The sequence below is a fragment of the Mammaliicoccus sp. F-M27 genome (assembly GCF_022387115.1).
GTDB classification, from domain to species: domain Bacteria; phylum Bacillota; class Bacilli; order Staphylococcales; family Staphylococcaceae; genus Mammaliicoccus; species Mammaliicoccus vitulinus.
Map to the genome: position 1 here is coordinate 23,058 of NZ_JAJNIE010000004.1, position 13,460 is coordinate 36,517.

11 protein-coding genes are annotated in these 13,460 nt (G+C 31.9%); 3 read left to right on the forward strand and 8 right to left on the reverse strand.

The window, feature by feature from the left end; genetic code table 11:
• Positions 1-139: 139 nt before the first annotated feature.
• Genes LQ598_RS05795 through LQ598_RS05805 form a run of 3 tightly spaced genes read right to left on the reverse strand, consistent with a single transcriptional unit; the run spans position 140 to position 3,429 of the window.
• Positions 140-1,702, reverse strand: coding sequence for a peptide chain release factor 3 (locus tag LQ598_RS05795; protein WP_239745353.1), 1,563 nt, complete (start codon positions 1,700-1,702; stop codon positions 140-142).
• A gap of 13 nt (positions 1,703-1,715) precedes the next feature.
• Positions 1,716-1,955 (reverse strand): YueH family protein, encoded by a 240-nt coding sequence (locus LQ598_RS05800; RefSeq protein WP_016911647.1) that lies wholly within the window; start codon positions 1,953-1,955, stop codon positions 1,716-1,718.
• Complete coding sequence (locus LQ598_RS05805) at positions 1,945-3,429, reverse strand: UDP-N-acetylmuramoyl-L-alanyl-D-glutamate--L-lysine ligase (protein WP_107556616.1); 1,485 nt, start codon at positions 3,427-3,429, stop codon at positions 1,945-1,947. The genes LQ598_RS05800 and LQ598_RS05805 overlap by 11 nt, the downstream gene beginning before the upstream one ends.
• Before the next feature lie 502 nt (positions 3,430-3,931).
• Here LQ598_RS05805 and LQ598_RS05810 point away from each other — a divergent pair.
• Both LQ598_RS05810 and ltaA read left to right on the forward strand, forming a co-directional pair.
• On the forward strand, positions 3,932-5,107 hold the full coding sequence (locus LQ598_RS05810; protein WP_016911649.1) for a diglucosyl diacylglycerol synthase: 1,176 nt from the start codon (positions 3,932-3,934) through the stop codon (positions 5,105-5,107).
• Positions 5,085-6,281 (forward strand): lipoteichoic acid biosynthesis MFS flippase LtaA, encoded by a 1,197-nt coding sequence (gene ltaA, locus LQ598_RS05815; protein WP_016911650.1) that lies wholly within the window; start codon positions 5,085-5,087, stop codon positions 6,279-6,281. Before LQ598_RS05810 ends, ltaA begins: the two co-directional genes overlap by 23 nt.
• 590 nt (positions 6,282-6,871) lie before the next feature.
• Here the strand turns inward: ltaA and LQ598_RS05820 are convergent.
• The 3 genes from LQ598_RS05820 to LQ598_RS05830 form a co-directional block, all read right to left on the reverse strand.
• The gene (locus tag LQ598_RS05820; protein ID WP_016913092.1) at positions 6,872-7,378 is read right to left on the reverse strand and encodes a YjcG family protein; all 507 of its coding nucleotides are present in this window, start codon (positions 7,376-7,378) and stop codon (positions 6,872-6,874) included.
• A 35-nt stretch (positions 7,379-7,413) separates the two neighbouring features.
• Complete coding sequence (locus LQ598_RS05825; protein ID WP_107537369.1) at positions 7,414-8,163, reverse strand: alpha/beta hydrolase; 750 nt, start codon at positions 8,161-8,163, stop codon at positions 7,414-7,416.
• A gap of 77 nt (positions 8,164-8,240) precedes the next feature.
• The gene (locus LQ598_RS05830) at positions 8,241-9,803 is read right to left on the reverse strand and encodes an alanine/glycine:cation symporter family protein (RefSeq protein WP_275590097.1); all 1,563 of its coding nucleotides are present in this window, start codon (positions 9,801-9,803) and stop codon (positions 8,241-8,243) included.
• Positions 9,804-10,162: 359 nt separating this feature from the next.
• Between LQ598_RS05830 and LQ598_RS05835 the strand changes: the two genes are divergently transcribed.
• Positions 10,163-11,275, forward strand: coding sequence for an AI-2E family transporter (locus LQ598_RS05835; protein ID WP_016913095.1), 1,113 nt, complete (start codon positions 10,163-10,165; stop codon positions 11,273-11,275).
• 462 nt (positions 11,276-11,737) lie between these two features.
• Here LQ598_RS05835 and LQ598_RS05840 read toward each other — a convergent pair whose 3' ends face one another.
• Complete coding sequence (locus LQ598_RS05840) at positions 11,738-12,220, reverse strand: type III toxin-antitoxin system ToxN/AbiQ family toxin (protein ID WP_107537223.1); 483 nt, start codon at positions 12,218-12,220, stop codon at positions 11,738-11,740.
• 359 nt (positions 12,221-12,579) lie between these two features.
• Positions 12,580-13,353 carry an enoyl-ACP reductase FabI gene (gene fabI, locus LQ598_RS05845; protein ID WP_016912318.1) on the reverse strand — a complete coding sequence of 258 codons (774 nt, stop codon included), beginning with the start codon at positions 13,351-13,353 and terminating at the stop codon, positions 12,580-12,582.
• Positions 13,354-13,460 lie beyond the last annotated feature (107 nt).

Here is a 13,460-nt window from a genome sequence, read left to right on the forward strand (position 1 = left end):
TAATATGTCCATATTACCGGAAGCTTCCACTTCGTAATGACGATAATATGCTAGAATTTTTAAGTTCTCAAGTTACTCCCCTTCGACAAAGTCGTAGGTCTATTTAGTTGTATTTTGTTATTATACAATGTTTTGTGAATTATAACAAACTATATAATTTGATTTCTGGGAATTTATCTTCAAACCATCTCGTTGCAAATTCATTTTCAAACAAGAACACATATTCGTCATAGCGATCTTTCACTAAAATAGATCTGCTTGAATTCATATTGTCCGTTATCTCTTTTTCATTTTCAATCCATCTTGCTATTTTCTTGCCGACTTGTTCCATTACAACATCAACGTTATATTCATTTTTCATACGATGTTCAAATACTTCAAATTGTAATTGTCCTACAGCTCCAAGTATAATTTGATTAGTATGAAGTGTTCTATAAAGTTGTATAGCACCTTCTTGAACTAATTGTTCAATTCCTTTATGGAAGTGTTTTTGCTTCATCACGTTTTTAGCGCTAACTTTCATAAATATTTCAGGTGTAAACTGTGGTAATGTTTCGAAATGGAATTTTTGATTACCTCCAACAAGTGTATCGCCTATTTGATAGTTTCCTGTATCATATAAACCGATAATATCACCACTTACTGCATGATTGACCGTTTGAGTGTCATCAGCCATAAATGAAGTTGAACGCGTAATCTTTTGCTTTTTCTTATTTCTTTGAAGGGTCACATCCATACCTCTTTCAAATGCACCACTTACAATCCTCATAAACGCAATTCTATCTCTATGTCTTGGATCCATATTTGCTTGTATCTTAAAGATAAATCCAGAGAAATCTTGATCAAATGGATCAACAACGTCTCCTTCTTCTGTTTTACGACCACTTGGCATTGGCGCATAATCTACATATGCATTCAAAAAGTTTTGAACACCGAAGTTCGCTAAAGCTGATCCAAAGAATACTGGTGTAAGTTCTCCAGCTAATAACATTTCTTCATCAAATTGCTCTCCAACTTCATCAACCAACATTAATTCATCAATTGCTTGTTCAAACTGTGAGTCATTTTTGATTGGGTGATCTTCTTCTAATTCGTAATCTTCATTTAAATGCAAAATATTTTCTTCGTCTCTAAATGGTTCAATCGTCTTTTCCGCTCTATCAATTATGCCAAAAAAGTTTTGTCCCATTCCAACTGGCCAGTTCATCGGGTAAGTTTCTATTTCTAAAGTTTTTTCAATCTCTTCTAATAATTCAAAAGGCTCTTTACCCATACGGTCTAATTTATTAATAAACGTAAAGATAGGTATACCTCTCATTTTACACACTTTAAATAACTTTAATGTTTGTGGCTCTATCCCTTTCGCACAGTCAATCACCATAACTGCACTATCGACTGCCATTAACGTTCTATAAGTATCTTCAGAGAAATCTTCATGTCCTGGTGTATCTAAAATATTAATATTATAGTTATCATAATCAAATTGCATAACTGAACTTGTTACAGAAATACCACGTTCTTGTTCCACTTTCATCCAGTCACTTGTTGCAAATTTTCCACTCTTCTTCCCTTTTACAGTACCAGCTTGTCTAATTGCTCCACCAAAAAGTAATAACTTCTCAGTTAAAGTTGTTTTACCGGCATCTGGATGGGATATTATCGCAAATGTTTTTCTACTCTCTACTTCTTGTTTAATCGTCACGATTCATTTCTCCTTATAATTCGGATGTCCATTGGCTTATTCTATTCGCTAATTCATTCGCTTCGTCTTCATCAAGTACATTAAATAAATGCAAATACAAATGTTCAATTAAAGATTCTCCGTATAAATCATAATCTACTTCTATAGACCAAAATAAATCCGGAATAGAAATCACAAAATATTCTTCTTTTTTATTTTCATATATAAAAACTTTACAGTTTAAGTTTTGCGAATGATTTTCTCTAATCTTCACTTGGCTTTCCTCCATATTTTTCATATGCCGCCTCTAGACCAATTAAATCGTCTCTGTGAGGCACTTTTATATGACCAGGCATAATTTGATAAGGTTCTCTACCTTTTGAAGCAAGTACAACCGTATCACCTGGTTCAGAAATTTCAATTGCATGTTTAATGCCTTCTGCTCTATCTTCAAATTCTACATAATTATTGTGTGTCGCTCCTTTAGCTAATTCTGCTGTTAACATTTTCGGGTCATCATTTGCAGGATTATCTGGTGTAAATATGACATAATCCGCTCGACAACTTATTTTACCCATTTCTGGCGTTTTTGTTAAGTCTCTTTCGCCAGCCATGCCAACTAAAAATATAAGTTTTTGTTTAACGAATGGTTTAACAGCATCAATTAATTTATCCATACCATCTGGTGTATGTGCATAATCGATAATTAAATCAATCGGAAGATTTCTGTCTAATACTTCTAAACGGCCTTCAACAGCCGGCATATTTATTACAGCTTTCGTAATATCGTCTAATTCATACCCTTGAACCCATAAACCTAAAATACTTGCTAGTAAATTAAGTACATTAAATTTACCTAAATAAGGTGAATGTACTTCATATTCTTCAAAAGGTGTTACAAGGGTAAATTCTACGCCTCTAATAGATTCACGAATATTTTTAGCCATGAAATCTGCTTCATTATCAATACCATATGTAAAAATTTCAAATGGCGTCACTGGTATTAATTCTTTAGAGAATTTGTCATCTGCATTTAATATAACAAATTTATCTTTTCTATAATCTTGTCCTAATTGACTAAATAATAATGATTTAGCATATCCATAAGCTTCCATAGTACCATGAAAATCTAAATGATCTTGCGTTAAATTAGAAAAAATTGCGATATCAAACTCTAAACCTCTTAATCTACCTATGACTAAGCCATGACTTGAAACTTCAAATGTCATACTTTTACATTCTTGGTTTACAGCTTCTACTATATGCTTAGTTAAAGTAACCGTTTCTGGTGTCGTGTTCACACCTTTAGTAACTTTCTCATTAACTTGAAATCCATTTGTGCCTAAATAAGCACTTCCTTTTCCTAGACCTCTCGTTAAATGGTGAATCATAGTAGCGATAGTCGTTTTACCATTTGTTCCAGTCACGCCAATCGTTGTTAATTTTTGACTTGGAAAATCGTACAATACATGACTGAATATACTCGCTACTTTCAATGTATCTTTAACAACTATTAACAATACATTGTCAGTTAGTTCTACATACTTCTCACTTACTACAACTGTACAACCTTGCTCAACAACATTCGGTATAAATTTATGGCTATCAACTGTATATCCTTGAGAAGCAACAAAGATAGAGCCTTCAGATGCATGTCTTGAATCTGTTGTAATGTCTACTACTTCTTGATCTACATTACCATAAGTTTTTTTTATTTTAATTTTATTTAATAACGTCTTAACGTTCATCGTTATTTCTCCTTTATTTTCAATAGGTTTATTATACACTTTCTTATTATGATTTTATAGCTTTGACTACATGTATAAACAAATGTAGGATGTTAAGAGGCTCTGAAGTTTTCGATATTTATATAAATTGGATTATTTATTTCCTTCATTTTATTATTAATTATAAATATAACGGGTATGTATACATAAAGGAAAGATGAATTTCTTCATATGAGCCTATTACCTCTATTTAAAAGTGACAATTTGCCGATGTTTATTGACATTTTTATTGATAACAGAATAGAATTCATTCATAATAACAAAAATATTAAGGGGCATTATAAATAATCATCAAATAGATTCTAATATTCCGACATAAACAGTTATAAAAATATTAATTACAACATTGAAATAGTTTAAAGATTTTATATGTTTTTTGTAATGATATGCGATATCTTTTCACAAAACAGGGAAAATGCGTTAAACTATCATAGAATTTAAATACAAATACGGAGTGTGGCTAATGGTTTCTCAAAACAAAAAATTATTGATTATTACTGGTTCTTTCGGTAACGGTCACTTACAAGTAACTAATAGTATTGTGAAACAATTTGGTGAAATGAATTTAAATCATTTGACTGTAATAGAGCATGATTTGTTTTTGGAAGCACACCCTATTATGACTTCAATTGCGAAACAGTGGTATATAAACAGCTTTAAATACTTTAGAAATATGTATAAATTTTTCTACTATAGTAGACCAGAACAAATTGATAAATGTATCTATAAGTATTATGGACTGAATAAATTATTAAATTTACTTATAAAAGAAAAGCCAGACTTAATACTGTTAACTTTCCCAACACCGGTTGTGTCTGTATTAACAGAACAGTTTAATTTAAATATACCAATTGCTACAGTTATGACAGACTATCGTTTACACAAGAACTGGGTAACTCCACACTCAAATCGTTATTATGTCGCGACTAAAGATTTAAAAAATGAGATGCAATCGATTGGAATTGAACGTGAAGATATAAAAGTAACAGGTATTCCAATTTCAAAACAATTCGAAGAGCCACTTGATCGATATCATTGGTTGAGTAAACACAAATTAGATCCCGATAAAAAGGTTATTCTAATGTCTGCAGGTGCGTTTGGCGTGTCTACTGGCTTCTCTACTATGATTAGTCAAATTGATATGCACGCTAAAGATGCTCAAGTTGTTATGATTTGTGGTAACAGTAAATCATTAAAAAATGAACTGAGAGAACATTTCAAAGATAATAAGAACGTCTTAATTCTCGGCTACACTAAACATATGAATGAGTGGATGGCTTCAAGTCAACTTATGATCACTAAGCCAGGTGGTATTACGATTTCAGAAGCGTTTTCTAGACACTTACCACTTATATTCTTAAATCCTGCTCCAGGACAAGAATTGGAAAATGCCAATTATTTCGAACATAAAGGGTATGGAAAAATAGCAAATTCGCCAGAAGAAGCAACTAAAATGGTTATTTCACTTACTAATCAACCGAATAAGTTAAAACAAATGACACATCTATTAGAAGAAAATTATATAGAAAAATCAACAGAAAATATATGTAACGATTTACTATCATTATTAAGTGACTCACTTTCATATAATGAAGTTTACGGAAAGGTTCCTATGTATGCGAAATACTTCATCAGGTAAGACATTTTATAAAAAAGATTTTTGGATAATGCTAGTCATTTTATTTATGATGGAATTTGCTAGAGGTATGTACATCTTAAGCTATTTACCTATTTTACCAACAACCGCTTCTAAAGTGACTGTTGGTATTACTTCGTTAGCAATATCTTTACATTTCATAAGTGATGCATTGACAAACTTTGTTATTGGCTTTCTTCTAAAAAGATTCGGTCCAACGATTATTTTAACTTGTGGCTTTATATTAGCTTTTTCTAGTTTAGCGTTAATTATATTTATACCATCACCAGTAATATTCATTATAAGTGCTATCTTATTAGGTATTGCTGTAAGTCCTATTTGGGTCATTATGCTTTCAAGCGTAGATGAAGCATCTCGAGGCAAACAGATGGGATATGTTTATTTTAGTTGGTTAGTCGGCATGCTTTCAGGTATGATCTTTATGAACTTACTATTTAAACTACACCCAACCCGATTTACATTTATGATGGCTCTTTGCGTATTAGTTGCTTGGATTTTATTCTATTTTGTTAAAGTTCAATTAACGAACTATGAAAGTAAGTCTGTAAAAAAACAATTCAAGGAAATTATTCAAGTAACGAAACGTCATTTACTATTATTCCCAGGTATATTTTTACAAGGATCCGCAATTGGTATGCTTGTACCTATACTACCTACATATGCCACTAAACATATGGGTGTAACAACGTTAGAATACACGTTGATACTCATTGTCGGCGGTATAGGCTGTACAGTATCCATGCTGTTCTTTTCAAAGCTAATGGATAAGCACTCTAAAACATTTACACACGTCATTATTTTTGTCGGATTTTTAGCGTATAGTTCATTTATATTTGGACTAACATTATTAACACAATTATTTATCGTGCTGTTGATTGCTTTACTTATCGGTACAATATATGGATTACTCTTACCAGCTTGGAATACGTTTATGGCAGGTCATATTCATAATAGAGTACAAGAAGAAACATGGGGCGTATTTAATAGTGTTCAAGGCTTTGGTACTATGATTGGTCCCGTTTTAGGCGGTATTATTTCTGAAGTATTTAGAGACGTTTATTATACAATATATGCATCTAGTTTAATGTTTTTATTCTTAGCTTTATTCTATGGTACATTCTTTATTATTAATTATAAAAAGAAAAACTCAATATAAACTAGTCCGGAGTCTCGGACATCAATAAAGATCTCTTCATTAGGGTATGTCCTAATGAAGAGATCTTTTTTTAAATCTTACGATTTTGAAAGTGCATGCTTGCCTTATGAATATGGTTCGAGCCTGTAGTCTCTCTCGCATACTATTCCCTCAGGCGTCAGCACTTTACAAAATCGTGGAGAATATTATAGAGATTTTTGCTATTTATCATGTGGAGCCTGACTTGATAATTTCAACAGCTCTATTTATCATGTGAGCCCTGACTTGATAAATTCAACGGCTCTATTTATCATGTGAGCCCTGACTTGATAATTTCAACGGCTCTATTTATCATGTGAGCCCTGACTTGATAAATTCAACAGCTCTATTTATCATGTGAGCCCTGACTTGATAAATTCATGGGCTCTTTTACTTTTTAAAGCAATCTAATATGCCCATCTTTGTGTTATTGTTCTTCTCGGATATTTCAGTTCTTCATTGAAGATGCTTTATCCGATAATATAAGAATGATGTGGTTATCTCAACATCATTTTCTACATAAAAAAAACATGAAATTATATGAGTATATAATTTCATGCTTCATCATTAACTTAACCTAACGTATATGATGCTTCTTCTGACCATGTTTCGTCATCATTTTGTTTCATTAATTTAATCGTGTCGATTGTTTCTGAATGTTCTATGCCAGCCATTTTCACTTGTCCATAGATATCCTCAAATTCTTGACTTGATAGTCCTTGAGCTATTGTAAAGTGTGGAACAAATGGATGTGTACTTTCACCATAAAATTCTCCACTATTAAATTTACTATACAAAGATTCTAATGCATCAGTTTTAGTAACTTTAAAATAAATTACATTTTTAGTTGGTACAAAGCTTGAAGCTTTTGACACTTGAATATCAACTGGTTCAAATTCTTTTGCTGTTTTCTCTAGTTTAGATTTAACCTCATCTAATTTACTATCTTCAATTTCAAATTTCTCTTTGATAGTAATATGTGGTGCAATTAATGCATAGTGTTTGTCATATCTTTTACGATAAGCATTCACTGCTTCTTGGAATGGTTTAGATGGAATAAGTACGATACCTAATTTCATAATGACACTTCCTCCTTTGTTTTTCTTCATTATTATTATATCAAATTTTTCTGATTTTGATGACTTAAAAAGTAACTTAACATATTTCCTAGTTCAGGTTTCCATGTTTTCCATGTATGTCCCCCATCTAGTTCTTCATAATTATAAGTTATATTTGATTGTTTAACACTTTCACTAAAGGCTCTATTAGGTGTTAAGAAGTCTGCCACATCACCGCTAATCAATTTAAATGAATCTTCTTCTTTACCAATATAATGTTTAATTGTTAATAGATCTTTAGCTGAACAATTTTGAAACTTTTCCGTTACCGTATCATTTACTAATGGACTAAATAATCCAACTTGACTAAAATGATGTGGATATTCTAGAGCAGTTACTAAAGCTATACTCGCTGCAAGACTATCACCTAATAATATTCTTGCATTTCCTACTTTTAAAGTTGAGAATGTTTTATCAATATAAGGACATAACTCTTTCACAACAAATTGTGACATTTCCTTTCGATGTTCTCCATCAGGATGGAACTCTTTTCTTCTAAGTTCAACATCTTCATAGTGAACACCTACAATGATTGACCTTTCGACTTTATCCGCAGTTCTCAACTTTTCATATTCTCGATGAATTTGACCGAATTGGAAGAAGTCTCTACCATCAAATGTAATCACAACATGATGTTTGTATAGATCTGTGTAGTCTTTAGGTAAGTAAATTGAGATTGTCACTTCCCTTCTCAAAAATTTACTTTCAAGTTTGATTTGGTCAACTAGACCTATTTTTTTATCCATAAAAAACGCTCCCAACTGTACATATAAGTATATTGTACAGTAGAGAGCGCATATTTGAAAGCGTTTGATATTGTTAATTACTTATCTTTTAAGTCAAATTCTTTTAGACGTTTTGGATAATCTTCGTGCCAGAATTTAGCATTAGGCACTTCATCTGGAGCTGGTTTGTATATTGCATATTTACCAGAACCTTTTTGTTTTTTCTGGATTTCAAAGTCACGTAACGCTCTTAAAGCTGGCTTGTGAAGTATCCATATAGCAATGATATTTAACCATGCCATCATACCTACACCTAAATCACCCATTGCCCAAGCTACGTCCGCTGTTTTTACACATCCGTAAACTGTTGCACCTATCAAGACGAGCCGTACTACAATTATCCATATTTTTTGCTTATCTGAAGGTATAATATAACTCACATTGGTTTCTGCAATATAGTAATATGCCAATATTGTTGTAAAGGCAAAGAAGAATAGCGCAAGTGCAATAAAGTAAGAACCGAATCCTGAGTATGTAGGATCAAATGTATAATCTTCACCTGCAAATGCCTTATCGATACCTGCTTGCGCGTACATCGCAGTACCCGTAACATCTTTACTTCCATCTGGAGCTTTTACATATATTCCATTATCGTGCATTAAATGCGGAGTACCATCTTTGTTAGTTGTTCCATCTGTTGTGTTAAATGTACCAGACATTAAAATCATTAATGCTGTTGCTGTACATACTAAAAGTGTATCAACATAAACAGAAAAAGCTTGTACAAGTCCTTGTTTAGCTGGATGTGATACTTCTGCAGCTGCAGCAGCATGTGGTCCAGTACCTTGACCTGCTTCATTTGAATAAAGTCCACGTTTAACACCAATTTCAATCATAGCACCAAATATACCACCAAAAGCAGCTTCGGCACCAAATGCTGATTTGAAAATCATAGCGATTAATCCTGGAACTTCACCAATATTTAAAACAATAATAACAACTGCTAATCCTATGTATACAATGGCCATAAATGGAACAACGGCAGTTGCAACATTCGCAATCGTTTTAATACCACCGAAAATAATTAAAGCTAGTAAGGCACCTAAAAAGATTGCAATAATCCAAGGATTTAAACCAAAAGCATTCTTCATAGATGAAGCGATAGCATTTGATTGTACCCCTGGTAATAATAAACCGACCGATAGCACTGTAACAAGTGCAAAGACGATACCGTATATTCTACCAGCCTTACCTTTAATACCTGATTCTATATAATAAGCTGGCCCCCCACGATATTGGCCGTTAATTTCTCTTTTATATATCTGACCGAGTGTTGATTCAATAAAAGATGAACTTGCCCCTAGAAACGCTGTAGCCCACATCCAAAATACTGCACCCGGACCACCGATGAAGATTGCTGTTGAAACACCGACGATATTACCCGTACCAACACGACCTGCTAATGATACAGCAATCGCTTGGAAAGAAGAAATACCAGTTGGTGATTTTTCCCCACGAAACATTAATCTTATCATTTCTTTAAAATGTCTAACTTGGAAGAACCTCATCATAATTGAAAATAAAACACCTGTTAATAATAAACCATATACCAATGCTTTACTCCATACGATTTCATTTGCAAAGCTAACAATAGACTCCATAATTCATCTCCCCTTTGTTGTAAGCCTTAAGATAATCCCATGTTCAGAAAATTTCGAAATTATCTTGTTATGATTATACCATGTATAAATACACAATCAATCATTTTTTTAGGCAAGAATTGCATTTTATTGTAAGCGCTTACTACATTGTCAAAAAGCTTTTTTACAATAATATACCAAATATCTACGTCAATATTATATTCATAATTAATTAATAATTATTCTAATCCGTACAACTTAAAAAATGGTGAAAAACAAATACATGTTTTTATTTTTTCGAAAGACTATTTATCATTGTTAAATCTGTATTTTCGCTTATAATATAAAAGTATGAGAAAGTTTAATGAGGAGGACTACTATTGTTAAATAAAGCTTGGTTTCGCACTGGAATTGCAATTCTCCTAACATTTTTAATTATAAAAGTATTCATGGAAATAAACGAAATATTTTATCCGGTTGTCATCATCGTAAAATCAATTTTACTTCCATTATTATTAGGTGGATTCTTGTTTTATATTTGTTTACCTTTTCAGAAAATGTTAGAAAAAAGAAAAATACCAAGATGGGGCAGCATTTCGATTATACTACTTGCATTAACGCTTATCGTTATTCTATTTATATCGATCATTGTGCCGGTATTAACAGATCAAATTAATAACTTGATTAAAAACATCCCTTATATTCAACGCGAAATACAACAAGTCGTTGATTACGCACTACAACAAAGAGATAGATTGCCAGAAAATATATCTCAAAAAATTAATGATTCAATTGAAAGTATTAGTGGCATTGTTACTAACATGCTCACAAATTTATTCAGTTATATTTCTTCAATTGTTTCGACTATGTTCTTATTAATCTTAGTACCATTTTTCTTAATATATATGTTAAAAGATCATGAAAGATTCATTCCATTTATCGCAAAACCATTTAAAGGACGTTCAAAATGGTTCGTAGTAAACTTAAGTAAAGACATTAACCAAACATTACAATCATACATTCAAGGACAAGTTACTGTCAGCGTCATTCTAGGCGTATTATTATACTTAGGCTATACATTTGTAGATTTAGATTATGCATTGTTATTAGCACTATTAGCTTTAATCACAAACATGATTCCATTTTTAGGACCATGGTTAGCTTTTATACCAGCAGCTACTATCGCACTTATACAAGATCCAATGATGCTCGTATGGGTCAGTATCATTACACTCATATGTCAACAACTTGAAGGTAATGTCATCACGCCTAACATTATGGGTAAATCGCTCAACATACACCCACTTACAATTATCACTGTTATACTAGCAGCCGGTAATTTAGGCGGATTCGTCGCTATCTTAATAGCTGTACCAACGTATGCAGTTCTTAAGACAATTGTAAGAAATGTGTATACACATAGACAATCAATCAGTTCAAGTGCAAGTAGAACAGTAGAAGATGATCCAATTCTAGATAATGATTTAAAATAAAAAACTGAAACCAATTATAGTTTCAGTCAGACTGCCAACAAAGTCACTTAAAGTGAACTTGTTGGCAGTCTTTTTTTGTGCACACTTTCTTCTATTGGATACCTCTATACTTGTTTTTATGCAATACAAAAAAGAGTAATCCCATTAGGACTACTCTTTTCTCTATTCATTGATGTCCAACTTAACGGCTTGGACTCTCCTACTTTTATAGGTTCCAACTTAACGGCATGGACTCTCCTCTTTTTTAGTCTCCAACTTAACGGTATGGACTCTCCCCTTTTTTAGTCTCCAACTTAACGGCATGGACTCTCCTACTTTTATAAACATATAGTATTATAAATTCCAGAAAATGTCAAATATAAATTCAATGATACTAGTTGACATAACCTGACAAATTTAAACTGATATTCATTAAACGTAACTAGTAACTAATAATATAGTAACTAGTCACGTTTTTTCTTGTTACTTTTCATATTTTAAACAAGCAGCTTCTAATAATTTAAATTGACAACAAATTTTTTTTAATCCTGAATTGTCCAAAGTATCTATATTTACAAGATCATAAAGCTTTTTAGACTTTCGCTTTATTTTATTTTCTAATTTCCTTATTTCTTTCTGTTGTTTTAATAACAACATTGCATATTGCTTATCTAGATTATTAATATCTAATTTCTGAAATTCTCCTCTAGCCACTGGGAACATATTATTGTGATTTAAAACTCCTAAACAACCTTTATCTATTTTTGTTAATGTTCTATTTTCTTTTAATGTTTTATACTTAGTTTTAGGAGAGGATAAAGGAATAAAATAGTTGTAATTTTTTATACTAAATATAACACCAACATATGGCCACGTATTTTTCTCATGATTATATGGAACTCTATTATCTATAGAATTTAGATATTTAATATACTGATCGTTAACTTGATATAGTTGTAATGTCATGATGATTCTCCGTTCTTATAGTATCTTGAATAATAAAAAAGAGTAATCCTATTAGGACTACTCTTCTATCTTTTTTAGTCTCCAACTTAACGGTATGGACTCTCCTCTTTTTTAGTCTCCAACTTAACGGTATGGACTCTCCTCTTTTTTAGTCTCCAACTTAACGGCTTGGACTCTCCTACTTTTATAAATATATAGTATTATAACTTCCAAAAAATGTCAACTATTTTGTAAAATATTCCCATCAAAATAATCCATTAATACGCTTACTTATTTCTAGATTCAAAGTCAATGATTACGAAATCAAGGCTTTCTCTATTTAAGCTCGTTCTGAATGGATTTTATATTCTCAGTTTGTACTATCTTACGACGTGGTATCCTGAGTCTACGTGGATATTTTCGCCTGTAACACCACTAGAGTAATCACTTAATAAGTAAGCTGCTGTTTTACCTACTTCAATAATATCTACATTACGTTTTAATGGTGCACGTTCTTCTATTTCTTTAAGTATTGCATTAAATCCGCCTACACCTTTGGCACTTAATGTACGTATTGGTCCAGCTGAGATTGCATTCACTCTAATATTATCTTCACCTAAATCACGCGCTAAATATTTTACGTTTGCTTCTAAACTTGCTTTAGCTACGCCCATTACATTGTAATTAGGTACTGCATATTCTCCACCTAAATAAGTAGTTGCTACAATGCTTCCACCTTCAGGCATTAATTTTTTAGCTTCTCTAGCTACAATTGTTAAAGAGAATGAGCTGATATCTTGAGCCAATAAGAATCCTTCGCGAGATGTATCAATAAATCTACCTCTTAAGTCTTCCATATTTGCAAAAGCGATTGAATGATAAACACCATCTATATGACCAAATTTTTCACCAATTTGTTCAAATGCATTTATAACGTGATCATCTTGTTGAACGTCACACTCATAAATATGTTTACCATTTTGATTTTTTAGTTCTTCAAATAATTTTTCAAGTTGATTTTTACTGCGTTCTTTTCTATATGTGAATACTAGGTTAGCGCCTAATTCGTCTAACACTTTAGCAACACCAAAGCCGATACTTCTTTTGTTTGCGATTCCCATAATTACATATGTTTTACCTTCTAAATTAAACATTGATTATACTCCTTTAATATGTATATTCTTCATAACATTCACTCGTTATGATACCACTGGTCAGACCACCTGACAAGCGTTATACTTTTATTTTAAAATTCAAAAAA

Bases quoted from the DNA above. Each gene is read 5' to 3' on its own strand.
- LQ598_RS05830 (WP_275590097.1), bottom strand. From the start codon at position 9,803: ATGGAGTCTATTGTTAGCTTTGCAAATGAAATCGTATGGAGTAAAGCA.
- LQ598_RS05810 (WP_016911649.1), top strand. From the start codon at position 3,932: ATGGTTTCTCAAAACAAAAAATTATTGATTATTACTGGTTCTTTCGGT.
- fabI (WP_016912318.1), bottom strand. From the start codon at position 13,353: ATGTTTAATTTAGAAGGTAAAACATATGTAATTATGGGAATCGCAAAC.
- LQ598_RS05805 (WP_107556616.1), bottom strand. From the start codon at position 3,429: ATGAACGTTAAGACGTTATTAAATAAAATTAAAATAAAAAAAACTTAT.
- ltaA (WP_016911650.1), top strand. From the start codon at position 5,085: ATGCGAAATACTTCATCAGGTAAGACATTTTATAAAAAAGATTTTTGG.
- LQ598_RS05825 (WP_107537369.1), bottom strand. From the start codon at position 8,163: ATGGATAAAAAAATAGGTCTAGTTGACCAAATCAAACTTGAAAGTAAA.
- LQ598_RS05840 (WP_107537223.1), bottom strand. From the start codon at position 12,220: ATGACATTACAACTATATCAAGTTAACGATCAGTATATTAAATATCTA.
- LQ598_RS05820 (WP_016913092.1), bottom strand. From the start codon at position 7,378: ATGAAATTAGGTATCGTACTTATTCCATCTAAACCATTCCAAGAAGCA.